Origin of the sequence: Pseudomonas sp. So3.2b (genome assembly GCF_019464415.1) — a bacterium.
In the GTDB taxonomy this organism is placed as follows: domain Bacteria; phylum Pseudomonadota; class Gammaproteobacteria; order Pseudomonadales; family Pseudomonadaceae; genus Aquipseudomonas; species Aquipseudomonas shahriarae.
On the sequence record NZ_CP080494.1, the window covers coordinates 1,930,551 to 1,945,700 of the forward strand.

Sequence of the window (15,150 nt, forward strand, 5' to 3'; positions counted from 1 at the left end):
TAATTGCCCGGGCGCAAGCTGGCGAAAACACCCCTGAGGTATGCCCATGACCAGCGCCGAGCTCGCCAAACCCAGCCGCAAGCAACGGGTTCGTACCCTGTGGATCTCCGACGTGCACCTGGGCACCCGGGACTGCCAGGCCGAACATCTGTCGCAGTTCCTCAAGGGCTACCACGCCGACAAGGTGTACCTGGTGGGCGATATCATCGACGGCTGGAAACTGCGCAGCGGCATGTACTGGCCCCAGGCCCACACCAACGTGATCCGCCGCCTGCTGACCATGAGCAAGCGTGGCACCGAGGTGATCTACGTCACCGGCAACCACGACGAGTTCCTGCGCCGCTATTCAAAGCTGATCCTGGGCAATATCCAACTGGTGGACGAAGCGGTGCATGTGACTGCCGATGGCCGGCATTTGCTGGTGATCCACGGCGACCAGTTCGACGTGATCACCCGCTACCACCGCTGGCTGGCGTTTCTTGGCGATTCGGCCTACGAGTTCACCCTGACCCTCAACCGCTGGCTGAACCACTGGCGGGCGCGTTATGGCTATGGCTACTGGTCACTGTCGGCGTACCTCAAGCATAAGGTGAAGACAGCGGTGAGCTTTATCAGCGATTTCGAGGAAGCCATCGCCCATGAAGTGACCAAGCGCGAGCTGCACGGCGTGGTGTGCGGGCATATCCACCATGCGGAGATTCGCAAGGTGGGCGAGGTGGACTACCTCAATTGCGGGGATTGGGTGGAGTCGTGCACGGCATTGATCGAGCACTGGGATGGGCATATCGAGTTGTATCGGTTGGCGGATGCCCAGGCCAAGGAGGCGCAGGTCAAGGCCGAAATGGTTGCTGGCTGAAGATCGCCTCGGTCAAAAAAATGTGGGAGCGGGCTTGCTCCCACATTTGGATAGCGTTTTGTCTTAGGGTTTACATACGTGCGCAATGGCATCGGCAAGCAACCCCAGGCGCGTCTCATCAATCCCGGCCACGTTGGCCCGCCCGGAACTGACCATGTACACGCTGTGTTTTTCCCGCAGCTGTTTCACCTGTTCGGCGCTCAAGCCGGTATAGGAAAACATCCCGCGCTGCACGCCGACATGGGCAAAACGCTCAGACAGCCCGTGGGGCGCCAGCGCTTCGACCAGGCCCGAACGCAATTGCGCGATACGCGAGCGCATGCCTTCGACTTCGCTGCTCCACAGCTGTTTGAGCTCCCTATCACCGAGGATGGTCGCGACCACGGCAGCGCCATGATCCGGCGGTGTCGACCACAGGTTGCGCGCGATAAACGCCAGCTGGCTGCGCACATCCAGCAGTTTCTCGGCATCGTTGGCACACACAATCAGCGCGCCGACGCGGTCGCTGTACAAGCCGAAATTCTTCGAGCAGGAGCTGGTGATCAGCACCTCAGGCAGTTCATCGGCAAACAAGCGCACCGCCCACGCGTCCTGCTCCAGGCCATCGCCAAAACCCTGATAGGCGAAGTCGATCAGCGGCAGCAGTTGGCGCTCGCGCACGATCTGCAGGACCTGGCGCCAGTCGTCCTGGGACAGGTCGAAACCGGTAGGGTTATGGCAGCAGGCATGCAGCAGCACCACGTCGCCCTCGGGCACGGTGGCCAGGGTGGCGAGCATGGCCGGCACGTCCAGGCGGTTATCACTGCCCACATAGGGGTAGTGGCTGACCTTGAGCCCGGCCTTGGCGAAGATGGTTTCGTGGATCGGCCACGTCGGGTTGCTCAGCCACACGCCACGGCCTGGCAGGCTGTGGGCGATAAAATCGGCGCTCAGGCGCAGGGCGCCGGTGCCACCTGGGGTTTGCGTGGCGCCCGTGCGGTGTGCCTTGAGCAGCGCGGAACCGGCGCCCAGCACCAATTCACTGATCAGGCGGCCGAAAGCCGGGTCGCCATGCCCGCCGATGTAAGTCTTGGTGGTTTGCTGGTCGACCAGGCGCTGCTCGGCGCGTTTGACCGCCTGCAGGATCGGGGTCAGGCCCTGGGCATCTTTATAGACGCCCACGCCCAGGTCGAACTTTTGCGGGTTGGTGTCCCTGGCATAGGATTCCATCAGCCCCAGGATCGGATCACCGGGCACCCGGCCAATCGCGGCGAAATGCATTACTTGCGGCCCTCGGCGTCCTTGGCCACTTCGTCAGTGCGTGCGGCCATGATGAAGTCGTTGCGGTGCAGGCCCTTGATGGAGTGGCTCCACCAGGTCACGGTGACTTTGCCCCATTCGGTCAGCAGGCCAGGGTGATGACCTTCAGCCTCGGAGATTTCGCCCATGGCGTTGGTAAAGGCCAGGGCGAATTTGAAGTTCTTGAACAGGAATACTTTTTCCAGTTGCATCACGCCGTCGCGCACTTCGATGTTCCAGTCGGGGATCTGCTTGATCAGCGCCGGCAGTTCTTCGTCGCTGACTTGTGGGGCATCGGCGCGGCAGGCTTCGCAATGGGCTTGGTTCAAGGTGGTCATAACGGTGTTCCTGAAATCGAGTATGTGGAATTCGGTTGCCAGTCGCGTCACCCTAAAGCAACGCGCGGCCAGGGAACAGACTCACCTGGCCTTTAAAGCATCAGTTCAAGCCGCCTTGGGCTTGGGGGGGAACTTTGGCGCATGCAACCCCAGCTGCATGCCGCGCTCGACCATGCCCATGATGTCTTCCTGCGCCACTTCGAACAGGCGCTTGAGGTTGGGCAGGGCGAAATACAGCGGCTGCAGGATGTCGATGCGATACGGCGTGCGCATGGCTTCCAGCGGGTCGAAGGCCTGATGCTCGGGCTCATCCGACAGGCAGTACACCGTCTCTTTCGGTGACGACAAAATACCGCCACCGTAGATGCGCCGGCCTTGGGGGGTGTCCACCAGGCCAAACTCAATGGTCATCCAGTACAGGCGCGCCAGGTACACGCGCTGCTCCTTGGTGGCCGCCAGGCCGAGCTTGCCGTAGGTGTGGGTGAATTCGGCGAACCAGGGGTTGGTCAGCAGTGGGCAGTGGCCGAAAATCTCGTGGAAAATATCCGGTTCTTGCAGGTAATCCAGCTCTTCACGGGTACGAATAAAGGTCGCCACCGGAAACTGCTTGTTGGCGAGCAATTCAAAGAAGGTCTGGAAGGGGATCAGCGCCGGCACCCGCGCCACCTGCCAGCCAGTGGTTTCGGCCAGCACTTTGTTGATTTCGGCGAGTTGCGGAATACGGTCATGGGGCAGGCCGAGCTTGTCGATGCCATCCAGGTATTCCTGGCAGGCGCGACCCTCGATCACTTTCAGTTGACGGGTGATCAGGGTGTTCCACACCGCGTGTTCTTCGGGCGGGTAGTGGATAAAACCTTGCGCATCGGGCTCGCGGGCCACGTAGTGCGTCTGTTTCATACGACTCTCCTGCTAGGCATTCGTTCTTGTTATGTCCTGCTATGGGCTTATTGATACTCCGCCTGGCCGTGGATTCCACCCGTTGTTAAGGGAAGCCTGTAGGAAAAGTCGGCGTCTTTCGTAAAATATTCGTTACGATTTTGCCGTCGAGCACGCTGCATTGCGTTTTGCTGGTTTGAAAAGGGCGCTGGCTGTCACATAATCTTGACGACTATCTGCGTCCGGTGACAAAAAGACGCAGCCCGATCAGCCCTCCTACAACAAACCGGGCCTTTACATGCGTATCAAAGTGCATTGCCAGAACCGCATCGGCATCCTGCGGGATATCCTCAACCTGCTGGTGGAGTACGGGGTCAACGTGGCCAAGGGCGAGGTTGGCGGCGAACATGGCAATGCCATCTACCTGTACTGCCCGAACCTGGTGAATATGCAATTCCAGGCCCTGCGCCCGCAGTTCGAGGCGATTGCCGGGGTGTTTGGCGTCAAGCGGGTAGGGCTGATGCCCAGCGAGCGTCGGCACATGGAACTCAACGCCTTGCTGGGGGCGTTGGAATTCCCGGTGCTGTCCATCGACATGGGCGGCTCGATTGTCGCGGCCAACCGCGCGGCGGCGCAGTTGCTCGGGGTGCGGGTGGACGAAGTGCCGGGGATTCCCCTGTCACGCTACGCCGAGGACTTCGACCTGCCGGAGCTGGTGCGTGCCAGCAAGTCGCGGATCAATGGCCTGCGGGTCAAGGTCAAGGGCGACGTGTTTCTCGCCGACATCGCCCCGCTGCAATCCTCCGAACATGACGACAGCGAAGCCATGGCCGGCGCCGTACTGACTCTGCACCGCGCCGACCGGGTCGGTGAGCGCATCTACAATGTACGCAAGCAGGAGCTGCGAGGCTTCGACAGCATTTTCCAGAGCTCTAAAGTGATGGCGGCGGTGGTGCGTGAAGCCCGGCGCATGGCCCCCCTCGATGCGCCCCTATTAATAGAAGGCGAAACCGGCACCGGTAAAGAATTGTTGGCGCGCGCCTGTCACCTGGCCAGCCCACGTGGGCAGTCGCCGTTGATGGCACTCAATTGCGCGGGGTTACCGGAGTCGATGGCCGAGACCGAGCTGTTCGGCTACGGCCCTGGCGCGTTTGAAGGGGCGCGGGCGGAGGGCAAGTTGGGGCTGCTGGAACTGACGGCGGGCGGTACGTTGTTTCTGGATGGCGTGGGTGAAATGAGCGCGCGATTGCAGGTGAAATTGCTGCGCTTTCTGCAGGACGGCTGCTTCCGGCGCGTGGGCAGTGATGAAGAGGTTTACCTGGATGTGCGAGTGATTTGCGCGACCCAGGTGGATTTATCGGAATTGTGTGCCCGTAGCGAGTTTCGCCAGGACTTGTATCACCGGCTCAATGTGTTGTCGTTGCATATCCCGCCGCTGCGCGAATGCCTCGACGGTTTACCGCCACTGGTCGAGCACTTTATCGACCAGGCCAGCCGTCTGATTGGCTGCCCGCTGCCCAAGCTGGCGCCGGCGGCCATGGAGCGCCTCAGCCACTACCATTGGCCGGGCAATGTGCGGCAGTTGGAAAACGTGCTGTTCCAGGCGGTGTCGCTGTGTGAGGGCGGCACGATCAAGGCTGAACATATTCGCTTGCCGGACTACGGCGTGCGTCAGCCGCTTGGCGACTTTTCCCTGGAGGGTGGCTTGGAGGAGATCGTCGGGCGGTTTGAAAAGGCCGTGCTCGAAAGCCTGTATGCCGAGCATCCCAGCAGTCGCTTGCTGGGTAAGCGCCTGGGCGTGTCCCACACCACTATCGCCAATAAATTGCGCGATTACGAAGTGCTCAAGGCCGACAAATAAGCCCCTGACACAGCGGGATAAAAATGTGGGAGCGGGCTTGCTCGCGAAGGGGGTGGATCAGTCAATACAGGTACCGACTGATCCACCCCCTTCGCGAGCAAGCCCGCTCCCACAATGGATCTGTGTTAATGCCAAGACCGGTGTTTGCCGCAACCGGCAGAACTCCGCCGTTTTTCCGACTCGTCCTGCCCCTCCAATAATCCTTGATACGCCCCAACCCCTTGCCCCGCCTGCCTTTCCCCGACTTTTAAAAAGTTGGTGCGCAAATTGCTAAAGACTCCTCAGTACATCGGTGGGCGGCAAACGTCCGTCAGTAAGAGGAATGAGCGTGGACAAATACCTTTATGTGGCAATGACCGGCGCCAGCCAGAATGCTCTGGCGCAAAAGGCCCATGCCAACAACCTGGCGAACATTTCCACCAACGGTTTTCAGCGTGACCTGGAGCAGGCCCGTTCGATGCCGGTGTTTGGTGACAGCTTTCCGGCGCGGGCGTTTGCCCTGACCGAGCGTCCTGGTACCGATTTTTCTCCGGGTTCGATGGTCGAGACCGGCCGTGACCTGGACGTTGCCGTCGGCGGCGATGGTTGGATCGCCGTGCAAACCCCCGATGGCGGCGAAGCCTACGTGCGCACCGCGAGCATGAATATCGACGCACTGGGCGTGCTGCGGGCCGGCAACGGCATGCCGATCATGGGCAATGGCGGGCCGATTTCGGTGCCACCCGAGCAGAAGGTCGAAGTCGGCGAAGACGGCACCATCAGCATCCGCGCCATGGGCGAAGGCCCACGGGTGATGGCAGAGGTGGACCGCATCAAGCTGGTCAAGCCGGACCTGGCCAATATGACCAAGGGCCTGGATGGCGCGGTCCACACCAAGGACGGCCAGCCGGCGGTGGCCGATGCCAGCGTCAAGGTGAATTCGGGCTTCCTGCAGTCGAGCAACGTCAATGCCGTCGAAGAAATGACGGCGGTGCTGGCCCTGTCCAAGCAGTTCGAATTGCACGTGAAAATGATGAACAGCGCCAAAGAAGACGACCAGGCCATGACTCGCGTCATGCAGATGAGCTGATTGCAGCGCCACTGACTACTAATTTTGTAACGCGGCGCCAACAAACAGGCGCACGAAGGAGAACAGCATGCTTCCGGCTCTATGGGTTGCCAAAACCGGTCTGTCCGCCCAGGACACCAACCTGACCGTTATTTCCAACAACCTGGCGAACGTTTCGACCACGGGCTTCAAACGTGATCGCGCCGAGTTCCAGGACCTGCTCTATCAGATCAAGCGCCAGCCGGGTGCGCAGTCGACCCAGGACAGCGAATTGCCGTCGGGCCTGCAAGTGGGTACCGGTGTGTCCATCGTCGGCACCCAGAAGAACTTCACCGCCGGCAACCTGCAGCAAACCGGGCAGCCGCTGGACATGGCGATCAATGGCCGTGGCTTCTTCCAGATCCTGCAGCCGGATGGCACTACTTCCTACACCCGTGACGGCACCTTCCACCTGGACTCCAACGGCCAGGTCGTGACCGCCAACGGTTTTGCCCTGGAGCCGGCGATTGTCGTGCCCAACGATGCCCAGACCTTCACGGTCGGCGCCGACGGCACCGTGTCCGTCACCATCGCCGGCAACCCGGCGTCGCAAGTGATCGGCAACCTGCAGACCGCCGACTTCATCAACCCGGCCGGCCTGCAAGCCACCGGTAACAACCTGTTCCTGGAAACCGCTGCCAGCGGCGCGCCGCAAGTCGGCACGCCGGGCCTCAACGGGTTTGGCACCACCCTGCAAAGCACCCTGGAAACCTCCAACGTCAGCACCGTGGAAGAGATGGTCAACATGATCACCACCCAGCGTGCCTACGAGATGAACTCCAAGGTGATTTCCACCGCCGACCAGATGCTTTCGTTCGTTACGCAGAATCTGTAATCCAGTCTATGGGGCGCTCATAAGGCGCCTGCAACACCGTGAGGTAAGGGTCATGAGTCGCTTTGTTTCTGTTCTGGCATTGAGTGGGATTGCCGTGCTCGCGGGCTGTGTCGCCCCGACGCCAAAACCCAATGACCCGTACTACGCACCGGTGTTGCCGCGCACGCCACTGCCAGCCGCTGCCAACAATGGCTCGATCTACCAGGCCGGTTTTGAGCAGAACCTGTACAGCGACCGCAAGGCGTTCCGTGTTGGCGACATCATCACCATCACCCTCAACGAGCGCACCACGGCGAGCAAGAACGCCAACTCCCAGGTGGCCAAGAACAGCAAGACCGGCATCGGCCTGACCTCGCTGTTTGGCGGTGGCTTGAACACCAACAACCCCCTGGGCAGTGGTGACTTGAGCCTGGACGTGGGCTACAGCGGCGACCGCGCCACCAACGGCAGCAGCAAGGCCGGGCAGGGCAACAGCCTGGTGGGTTCGATCACCGTGACCGTGGCCGACGTGCTGCCCAACGGCATCATTGCCGTGCGCGGCGAGAAGTGGATGACCCTCAACACCGGTGACGAACTGGTGCGCATCGCCGGCATGGTGCGCGCGGACGATATCGCCACCGACAACACCGTGCCGTCCACACGGATTGCCGATGCACGCATTACCTATTCGGGTACGGGTTCGTTTGCCGACGCCAGTCAGCCGGGTTGGTTCGACCGTTTCTTCCTTAGCCCGCTGTTCCCTTTCTAGGTGATCACTTTGAATCTCAAACAGCTGATGGCAGCGGTGTTGTTGCTCTCCCTGAGCGTTGCTGTCCAGGCCGAACGCCTGAAGGACATCGCCAGTATTTCCGGGGTGCGCAGCAACCAGTTGATCGGCTACGGCCTGGTGGTGGGGCTCAACGGCACGGGCGACCAGACCACCCAGACCCCGTTCACCCTGCAGACCTTCAACAACATGCTCTCGCAGTTCGGGATCAAGGTGCCGCCAGGTTCGGGCAACGTGCAGTTGAAGAACGTCGCGGCGGTGTCGATCAGTGCCGATCTGCCGGCGTTCTCCAAGCCGGGGCAGGTGGTGGACATCACCGTATCCTCCATTGGTAACTCGAAAAGCCTGCGTGGCGGCACCTTGCTGATGACGCCGCTCAAAGGTATCGACGGCAACGTCTACGCCATCGCCCAGGGCAACCTGGTGGTGGGCGGGTTTGATGCCGAAGGGCGCGACGGTTCGAAGATCACCGTCAACGTGCCATCGGCCGGGCGGATTCCTGGCGGCGCCACGGTGGAACGTACCGTGCCCAGCGGTTTCAACCAGGGCAACAGCCTGACCCTGAACCTCAACCGTTCGGACTTCACCACCGCCAAGCGTGTGGTCGACAAAATCAACGACATGCTCGGCCCAGGCGTGGCCCAGGCCATCGACGGCGGCTCGATCCGCGTGACTGCGCCGCTGGACCCAAGCCAGCGTGTGGACTACCTGTCGATCCTGGAAAACCTTGAGGTCGATCCGGGCCAGGCGGTGGCCAAGGTCATCATCAACTCGCGTACCGGCACAATCGTGATCGGCCAGAACGTCAAGGTGTCGCCAGCGGCCGTGACCCACGGCAGCCTGACCGTGACCATTACCGAAGACCCGATTGTCAGCCAGCCCGGGCCGTTGTCCGGTGGCCAGACCGCCGTGGTCCCACGCTCCCGGGTCAATGCCCAGCAAGAAGCCAAGCCGATGTTCAAGTTCGGTCCCGGCACCACCCTGGACGAGATTGTCCGTGCGGTGAACCAGGTGGGCGCGGCGCCCGGCGACTTGATGGCGATCCTCGAAGCCCTGAAACAGGCCGGCGCCTTGCAAGCCGACCTGATCGTGATTTGAGGCCATGGCCATGGACATGCGCAAGAGCGGTATCGCCAGCACGGCAGACTCGGGGTCCTACTCCGACCTGAACCGGCTTAACCAGCTCAAGTTCGGCGACAAGAACAGCGACGGCAACATGCGCAAAGTGGCGCAGGAGTTCGAGTCGCTGTTTCTCAACGAGATGCTCAAATCCATGCGCTCGGCCACCGATGCCCTGGGCAAGGACAACCCGCTGAATACTCCGGCGGCCAAGCAGTATCAGGAAATGTACGACCAGCAACTGGCGGTCTCGCTGTCTCGCGAGGGCGGCGGTATCGGCCTGGCGGACGTTTTGCTGCGCCAGATGCAAAAGAACAAGCCGGTGGAAGGGCAGGCCTCGACCTTGCAGGGCCCGGACGCGGCAGAGAAGAAAGTTGACGTGCCGACACCCATTGCCGCCGGTACCCAGGCGGATGGCCCGTTGGGTCGTTCCAATGGCCAGCGTGCGCTGTGGGCGGCGCGGGTCGAAGTGGCGCCGCGGGCCGATGAAGGCACCCTGCGCAATGACATGGCGCTGATGAATCAGCGGCGCATCGCCTTGCCGAGCAAGCTCACCGATCGCCTGCTGGCCGGTATCGTGCCGGGCGTCGAGGCGGCGGGCGCCGCCAAGGCTGCGCCACTGCGCAACAGCGCCGCCGAAGATGGCGTGATCAACGGTGCTGCGCGCACCTTTGCCGCCCGCGATTCGCGCATGCAGATTTACGGCCGCGCCGTGGCCCAGCCACCGCTGGCCCCGGCGAAAAAAGCCTTCAGTTCGCAAGACGAGTTTGTCGCCACCATGCTGCCCATGGCCAAGCAGGCGGCCGAGCGCATCGGCATCGACCCGCGCTACCTGGTGGCCCAGGCTGCCCTGGAAACCGGCTGGGGCAAATCGGTAATGCGCCAGCAAGACGGCAGCAGCAGCCACAACCTGTTTGGCATCAAGGCCGGGCAGAGCTGGCAGGGCGCCCAGGCGCGGGCGATCACTAGTGAGTTTCGCAATGGCGAGATGGTCAAGGAGACGGCGCAGTTCCGTTCCTACGACTCGTACCAGGACAGCTTTCACGACCTCGTGACTTTGTTGCAAAGCAATGAAAGATATAAAGAAGTCTTGAAGTCGGCCGATAACCCGGAACAGTTTGTACGCGAGTTGCAAAAAGCCGGGTATGCAACGGACCCGGCGTACGCCAGCAAGATTTCGCAGATCGCCAAAGCCATGAACAGCTACCAAAACTACGCTGCCGCTGGCGCATCCACTCATTTATAAGGTTTGAACCATGGGTTTGCTCAATATCGGGATGTCAGGACTCAATGCGGCTCAGGGATCGCTTGCGACCTTGAGTAACAACATTGCCAACGCCAAGACCCCTGGATACTCGCGTCAGCAGACCATGCAGACCGCCAATGGCATGTCCGCGGCCGGTGGGGTGTTCGTCGGCACCGGCACTACGCTGTCGGATGTACGCCGGGTGTATAACCAGTTCCTCGATACCCAGTTGCAGACCACCACGTCGCTGAATTTTGATGCCAAGGCCTACCTGGACCAGATCGGTTCGGTGGACAAGTTGCTGTCCGACAAGTCCACCGGTGTCGGTGCGGCCTTGAACAGCTTCTTCGCCGCGTTGCAGACGTCTTCGGCCAACCCCAGCGACAACTCCGCGCGCCAGTTGGTCTTGACCATTGCCCAGACTCTGGGCAACCGCTTCAACTCGATTGCGACCGAACTGAACAAACAGAAAGAAGGCATCAACAGCCAGTTGGAGACTATCACCGGCCAGGTCAATCAGTTGACCTCCTCGATTGCCTCCCTCAACCAGCAAATCTTCCAGGCCAAAGGCCAGGGCAACGGCGAGCCGGCGAACCTGCTGGATGCACGCAACGAAGCGGTGCGTTCGCTCAACGAACTGGTAGGGGTCAAGGTCACTGAGTCGGACGGCCATTTCAATGTCTCCCTGGGTACCGGGCAGACCCTGGTCGCGGACGGTGTGTCGAACAAGCTGTCGGCGGTGCCGAGCAAGGACGACAAGAGCCAGTACTCGGTGGTGTTGACCACCAGCGGGCAACCCATGGATGTCAGCTCGGTGATCAGCGGTGGCTCCATCGGCGGCTTGCTGCGTTATCGCCAGGACGTGCTGATGCCGGCCATCAACGACCTGGGGCGTACCGCCATGGTGGTCGGCGAGGCCATCAATACCCAGCTGGGGCAGGGCCTGGACGCCAACGGGCAGTTCGGCGCCGCGCTGTTCAATGACATCAACAGCGTATTTGCCATTGGCCAGCGCAGTGTTGGCGGCTCGAATAACAGTGCCGGCTCCGGCAACCTGAACGTCACGATCAAAGACACCAGCAAACTGAGCACCTTTGACTACAAGGTGACCTTCAGTGACGACAAGAATTACACCGTGCTGCGTTCGGACGGTAAGTCCATGGGCACCTTCGACATCACCCAAACGCCACCGGAAATCGACGGCTTCACCCTTGCCCTGGATGGCAAGGGCCCGGTGGCTGCTGGCGATACGTTCAAGGTCAGCCCGACCGCCGGTGGCGCGATGGACCTCAAGGTGGTGATGACCGATCCCAACAAGCTGGCGTTTTCTGCGCCGCTGTTGGCCGAGGGCAACAAGAACAACAGTGGTACTGGCGTGTTCGAACCGCCGACGCTGAGCTTGCCCCTGGATATCCATGGCGGTGCCGGCACCGCACAGCTGGAAGCGGCGATCAAGGGCGCGATGCCGGTCAAGATGACGTTTGGCGAGCGTGCCGCCGATGGCACCCAGAGCTATGTGATCAATAACGCCCAGGGCCAGCCCATTGGCACCGGCACCATCGTGCCGGGCCAGGACAACAAGCTGACGATCAACGTGCCGTACGTAGACGGTAATGGCGACCCACAGACATTCGGGGTCGACACGGTCATCCGTGGTGAGCCGAAGCCGAACGATAGCTACAGCGTGTCGTTCAACAGTGGCGGCAAACTGGACAACCGCAATGCCTTGCAACTGCTCGACCTGCAAACCCGCAAGACCGTGGGCGCCACCGATGGCAATGCCGGCGTGAGCATGAGCACCGCGTACAGCCAGCTGGTCTCGTCCGTGGGTGGCAAGGCCAGCCAGGCCAACGTCGATAACAATGCGACCGGGGCCATGCTCGCGGCCGCCACGTCCAATCGCAGCTCCGTGTCTCAGGTCAACCTGGACGAGGAGGCCGGCGATATGATCCGTTTCCAGCAGTACTACACCGCGTCGTCGCAGATCATTAAAGCTGCGCAAGAAACCTTCAGCACGCTGATCAACAGTCTTTAAGGGAGTTTGAGACGATGCGAATCTCGACAGAACAGTATTTCAATACCACGACTGCGCGTTATACCAACAACTTCTCCAACGTCACCAAGACCCAGCAGCAGATCGACTCCGGCGTGCGCATCCAGACGGCGGCAGATGATCCGGTGGGCGCGGCGCGTTTGCTGCTGCTGCAGCAGCAGCAGGATATGTTGGGGCAGTACGCGGGCAATATCAGCAGCATGAAGAACTCGCTTAACAGCGAGGAAAGCGTGCTTGCCAGTATCGACACCGCCCTGGCGCGCGCGGGTGAGTTGTCGCTCAAGGTGGCGGGCAAGGGCGGTGGCGGTATCAGTGATGACGACCGCAAGGCCGTTGCCGCCGAGATTGGTGAAATCGAAAAGCAGGTCCTGAGCTTGCTTAACAGCAAGGATTCGTCCGGTCATTACCTGTTTGCCGGCGGCAAGAGCGACACCCCGCCATACGCCCGCAACAGCGACGGCACCTACAGCTATCAGGGCGATGAAACGCCGCTGAGCCTGAAGGTTTCCGACACCTTGTCGATGGTGGTCAATGACACCGGCAAGTCGATCCTGGAAGGTACGGTCAATGCGGGGCGTACCCAGGCGACCGGTTCGGTCAACGATGGCAAGGTGCTGGTTTCGGGCGGCATCGTCACGTCGCCGTCGACTTATGACAGCAGCTTCACTGACGGCCAACCATACAAACTGACGTTCCTCAGCAGCACCGAATACACCGTGACGGATGCGGCAGGCAACGACATCACCGCGCAAACCCCGGGTAACGGCAAGTTCGATGCGACCAAGGAAGGCAGTGCTTCGGTCACCGTGCGCGGCGTGACTTTTGATGTCGACCAGAACCTGGGGGATGCCAAGCCCGGTGCTGAGGCTGACGCGGTGTACAAGGACCGTGAATTCACCCTGCAAAGCAAGCCGGACAGCTTCAGTGTCTCGCGTACGCCGAGCAACCAAACCTCGGCGCAGTTGTCGGGCGGCACCGTCACCAGCCAGGCGGACTACAGCAGCACCTTCCCGAACAAAGGCGCGGTGATCAAATTTACCTCGACCACAGAGTATGAGGTGTATGCCCAGCCGATCACCGCCGATAGCAAGCCGGTTTCCAGCGGCACTGTGGTGCCGGGTACGCCAGCCCTGCCGGGTCCACCGCCTGTGCCCGCCACGCCAGACAGCATCACGGCCGCTGGCGTGAAGTTTGACATCACCGGCGCACCGGACATCGGTGACCAGTTCGCCGTGGGCTCCAACACCCACAAGACGCAAAATGCCCTGGATACCCTCAGCCAACTGCGCCAGGCCCTGGAAACCCCTTCTGACGGCGACCCGATTGCCCAGGCCAAGCTGACCGATGTGGTCAATGCTGCCATTACCAATATCAAGGCCTCCCAGGCCCAGGTTGATGGGGTGCGGGGCTCCATTGGTGCGCGGTTGAACTCGCTGGCGATCCAGGAGACCGAGAACACCAGCATGGTGCTGGCCAACAAATCGACCACCGCCGCCATTGGTGATACCGATGTGGCTACCGCCTCGATTGACCTGGCGTTCCAGAAGGCAATGCTGGAGGCCTCGCAGCTGGCCTTTGTGAAAATCTCCCAGTTGAGCCTGTTCAGCCGGATGTAATCGGCCTGGCAAGACCCGACGGCCCACCCTGGAAACAGGGTGGGCCGTTGTCGTTTCTGGCGCAGGCTTTTAAACAAAGCGCACAAAAATGAGTGACCTATGAGTCATAAAGCGCATCTTCACTGTATCGTGTGAAAAGGCCAAGCCATCTTTCAGGCCCAGGTCAAGGCGACTTCGATGGTTTTTTGCGGGGTTATCCCCTTTATTGTCAGCGCCCCTGAAGGATTTTCAGGGGTGTTCTCCAGCTATTTTGTATTGGGAAGCCACAATGATTGGCATAAAAAGCATCGCCAGCTACGTGCCGGCAGAAGGGCTGGACAACTACGCCCAGGGTGCAAAATTCGCCAAGGATGAAGAGTTCATCATTGGCAAGATCGGCTCGGCATTCCTGCCGCGCAAGGATGTTGCACAGGAAACCTCGGATTTGTGCGTCGAGGCGGTCAATGCCTTGTTTGCCAACAACCCCGAGCTCAAGCGTGAGTCGATCGACGCGCTGATCGTCGTGACCCAGAACGGCGACGAAGAAGGGCTGCCGCACACCGCCGCCATCGTCCAGGACAAGCTGGGCCTGCCGACCCACGTCGCGGCCTTCGATATCTCCCTGGGCTGTTCCGGCTACGTCTACGGTATCTACGCGATGAAAGGTTTCATGGAAGCCGCCGGCCTGAAAAACGGCCTGCTGGTGACCGCCGACCCGTACTCGAAGATCGTCGATCCGGAAGACCGCAACACCACCATGCTGTTCGGCGACGCCGCCACCGCCACCTGGATGGGCGAAGACGCCCCCTGGCAGTTGGGCAAGGCCAAGTTCGGCACCGACGGCTCCGGCGCACCGCACTTGAAGGTCAGCGATGGCGTGTTCTTCATGAACGGCCGCCAGGTTTTCAACTTTGCCCTGCTGAAGGTGCCCGCGCACCTGCACGAGCTGCTCAAAGAGTCGAACCTTGTGGCCGATGATATCGACGCGTTCTGCATCCACCAGGGCAGCGCGGCGATTGTCGACGCCGTGGCGCGGCGTTTTGAAGATGCGCCGGTGGAGAAATTCATCAAGGACATGGTCGAGACCGGCAACACCGTGTCGTCGAGCATTCCGCTGCTGCTGGAAAAGCACGTGATGGACGCCGAGTGGAAGCGCGTCGCCCTGAGCGGGTTTGGCGTGGGCCTGTCGTGGGGCTCGGCGATTATCTATCGGCCGTGATGCTTTGATAGGCTGCATAAA

13 protein-coding genes are annotated in these 15,150 nt (G+C 60.9%); 10 read left to right on the forward strand and 3 right to left on the reverse strand.

Annotation, left to right across the window (positions count from 1 at the left end):
- Window positions 1-46 precede the first annotated feature (46 nt).
- Window positions 47-856, forward strand: a complete 810-nt coding sequence (locus K1X80_RS08690; protein ID WP_057438785.1) for a UDP-2,3-diacylglucosamine diphosphatase — start codon at window positions 47-49, stop codon at window positions 854-856.
- Window positions 857-919: 63 nt separating this feature from the next.
- On the opposite strand, the gene K1X80_RS08695 is transcribed toward K1X80_RS08690, so the two are convergent.
- From K1X80_RS08695 to phhA, 3 genes are all read right to left on the reverse strand, one after another.
- On the reverse strand, window positions 920-2,116 hold the full coding sequence (locus K1X80_RS08695; protein WP_186626318.1) for an amino acid aminotransferase: 1,197 nt from the start codon (window positions 2,114-2,116) through the stop codon (window positions 920-922).
- On the reverse strand, window positions 2,116-2,472 hold the full coding sequence (locus tag K1X80_RS08700; protein WP_057438787.1) for a 4a-hydroxytetrahydrobiopterin dehydratase: 357 nt from the start codon (window positions 2,470-2,472) through the stop codon (window positions 2,116-2,118). Before K1X80_RS08700 ends, K1X80_RS08695 begins: the two co-directional genes overlap by 1 nt.
- 105 nt (window positions 2,473-2,577) lie before the next feature.
- The gene (gene phhA, locus K1X80_RS08705) at window positions 2,578-3,369 is read right to left on the reverse strand and encodes a phenylalanine 4-monooxygenase (RefSeq protein WP_057444562.1); all 792 of its coding nucleotides are present in this window, start codon (window positions 3,367-3,369) and stop codon (window positions 2,578-2,580) included.
- 277 nt (window positions 3,370-3,646) lie between these two features.
- On the opposite strand from phhA, the gene K1X80_RS08710 reads away from it, so the two are divergent.
- The 9 genes from K1X80_RS08710 to K1X80_RS08750 all read left to right on the forward strand — a co-directional run bounded on the left by K1X80_RS08710 (window position 3,647) and on the right by K1X80_RS08750 (window position 15,129).
- Window positions 3,647-5,209, forward strand: coding sequence for a sigma-54-dependent transcriptional regulator (locus K1X80_RS08710; RefSeq protein WP_186626317.1), 1,563 nt, complete (start codon window positions 3,647-3,649; stop codon window positions 5,207-5,209).
- A 328-nt stretch (window positions 5,210-5,537) separates the two neighbouring features.
- Entirely contained in the window at window positions 5,538-6,278 is a 741-nt protein-coding gene (locus tag K1X80_RS08715; RefSeq protein ID WP_186626277.1) for a flagellar basal body rod protein FlgF, read from the forward strand.
- Between the two features lie 67 nt (window positions 6,279-6,345).
- Complete coding sequence (flgG, locus tag K1X80_RS08720) at window positions 6,346-7,131, forward strand: flagellar basal-body rod protein FlgG (RefSeq protein ID WP_057958870.1); 786 nt, start codon at window positions 6,346-6,348, stop codon at window positions 7,129-7,131.
- Window positions 7,132-7,183: 52 nt separating this feature from the next.
- Window positions 7,184-7,879 (forward strand): flagellar basal body L-ring protein FlgH, encoded by a 696-nt coding sequence (gene flgH / locus K1X80_RS08725; RefSeq protein WP_032859002.1) that lies wholly within the window; start codon window positions 7,184-7,186, stop codon window positions 7,877-7,879.
- A gap of 27 nt (window positions 7,880-7,906) precedes the next feature.
- Window positions 7,907-8,995, forward strand: coding sequence for a flagellar basal body P-ring protein FlgI (locus K1X80_RS08730; RefSeq protein ID WP_169989961.1), 1,089 nt, complete (start codon window positions 7,907-7,909; stop codon window positions 8,993-8,995).
- Between the two features lie 4 nt (window positions 8,996-8,999).
- The gene (gene flgJ, locus K1X80_RS08735) at window positions 9,000-10,262 is read left to right on the forward strand and encodes a flagellar assembly peptidoglycan hydrolase FlgJ (RefSeq protein ID WP_186626278.1); all 1,263 of its coding nucleotides are present in this window, start codon (window positions 9,000-9,002) and stop codon (window positions 10,260-10,262) included.
- 10 nt (window positions 10,263-10,272) lie between these two features.
- Window positions 10,273-12,297: a flagellar hook-associated protein FlgK gene (flgK, locus tag K1X80_RS08740; RefSeq protein WP_169989954.1), complete on the forward strand. Its 2,025-nt coding sequence runs from the start codon at window positions 10,273-10,275 to the stop codon at window positions 12,295-12,297.
- 14 nt (window positions 12,298-12,311) lie between these two features.
- The gene (locus tag K1X80_RS08745; protein ID WP_186626279.1) at window positions 12,312-13,931 is read left to right on the forward strand and encodes a flagellar hook-associated protein 3; all 1,620 of its coding nucleotides are present in this window, start codon (window positions 12,312-12,314) and stop codon (window positions 13,929-13,931) included.
- 268 nt (window positions 13,932-14,199) lie between these two features.
- Complete coding sequence (locus K1X80_RS08750; protein ID WP_120732225.1) at window positions 14,200-15,129, forward strand: ketoacyl-ACP synthase III; 930 nt, start codon at window positions 14,200-14,202, stop codon at window positions 15,127-15,129.
- Window positions 15,130-15,150: the final 21 nt, after the last annotated feature.

What these genes read in the sequence shown, in the direction of transcription:
- K1X80_RS08690 (WP_057438785.1), top strand. Translation starts at nt 47, where the DNA reads ATGACCAGCGCCGAGCTCGCCAAACCCAGCCGCAAGCAACGGGTTCGT.
- K1X80_RS08695 (WP_186626318.1), bottom strand. Translation starts at nt 2,116, where the DNA reads ATGCATTTCGCCGCGATTGGCCGGGTGCCCGGTGATCCGATCCTGGGG.
- K1X80_RS08700 (WP_057438787.1), bottom strand. Translation starts at nt 2,472, where the DNA reads ATGACCACCTTGAACCAAGCCCATTGCGAAGCCTGCCGCGCCGATGCC.
- phhA (WP_057444562.1), bottom strand. Translation starts at nt 3,369, where the DNA reads ATGAAACAGACGCACTACGTGGCCCGCGAGCCCGATGCGCAAGGTTTT.
- K1X80_RS08710 (WP_186626317.1), top strand. Translation starts at nt 3,647, where the DNA reads ATGCGTATCAAAGTGCATTGCCAGAACCGCATCGGCATCCTGCGGGAT.
- flgG (WP_057958870.1), top strand. Translation starts at nt 6,346, where the DNA reads ATGCTTCCGGCTCTATGGGTTGCCAAAACCGGTCTGTCCGCCCAGGAC.
- flgH (WP_032859002.1), top strand. Translation starts at nt 7,184, where the DNA reads ATGAGTCGCTTTGTTTCTGTTCTGGCATTGAGTGGGATTGCCGTGCTC.
- K1X80_RS08730 (WP_169989961.1), top strand. Translation starts at nt 7,907, where the DNA reads ATGGCAGCGGTGTTGTTGCTCTCCCTGAGCGTTGCTGTCCAGGCCGAA.
- flgJ (WP_186626278.1), top strand. Translation starts at nt 9,000, where the DNA reads ATGGCCATGGACATGCGCAAGAGCGGTATCGCCAGCACGGCAGACTCG.
- flgK (WP_169989954.1), top strand. Translation starts at nt 10,273, where the DNA reads ATGGGTTTGCTCAATATCGGGATGTCAGGACTCAATGCGGCTCAGGGA.
- K1X80_RS08745 (WP_186626279.1), top strand. Translation starts at nt 12,312, where the DNA reads ATGCGAATCTCGACAGAACAGTATTTCAATACCACGACTGCGCGTTAT.
- K1X80_RS08750 (WP_120732225.1), top strand. Translation starts at nt 14,200, where the DNA reads ATGATTGGCATAAAAAGCATCGCCAGCTACGTGCCGGCAGAAGGGCTG.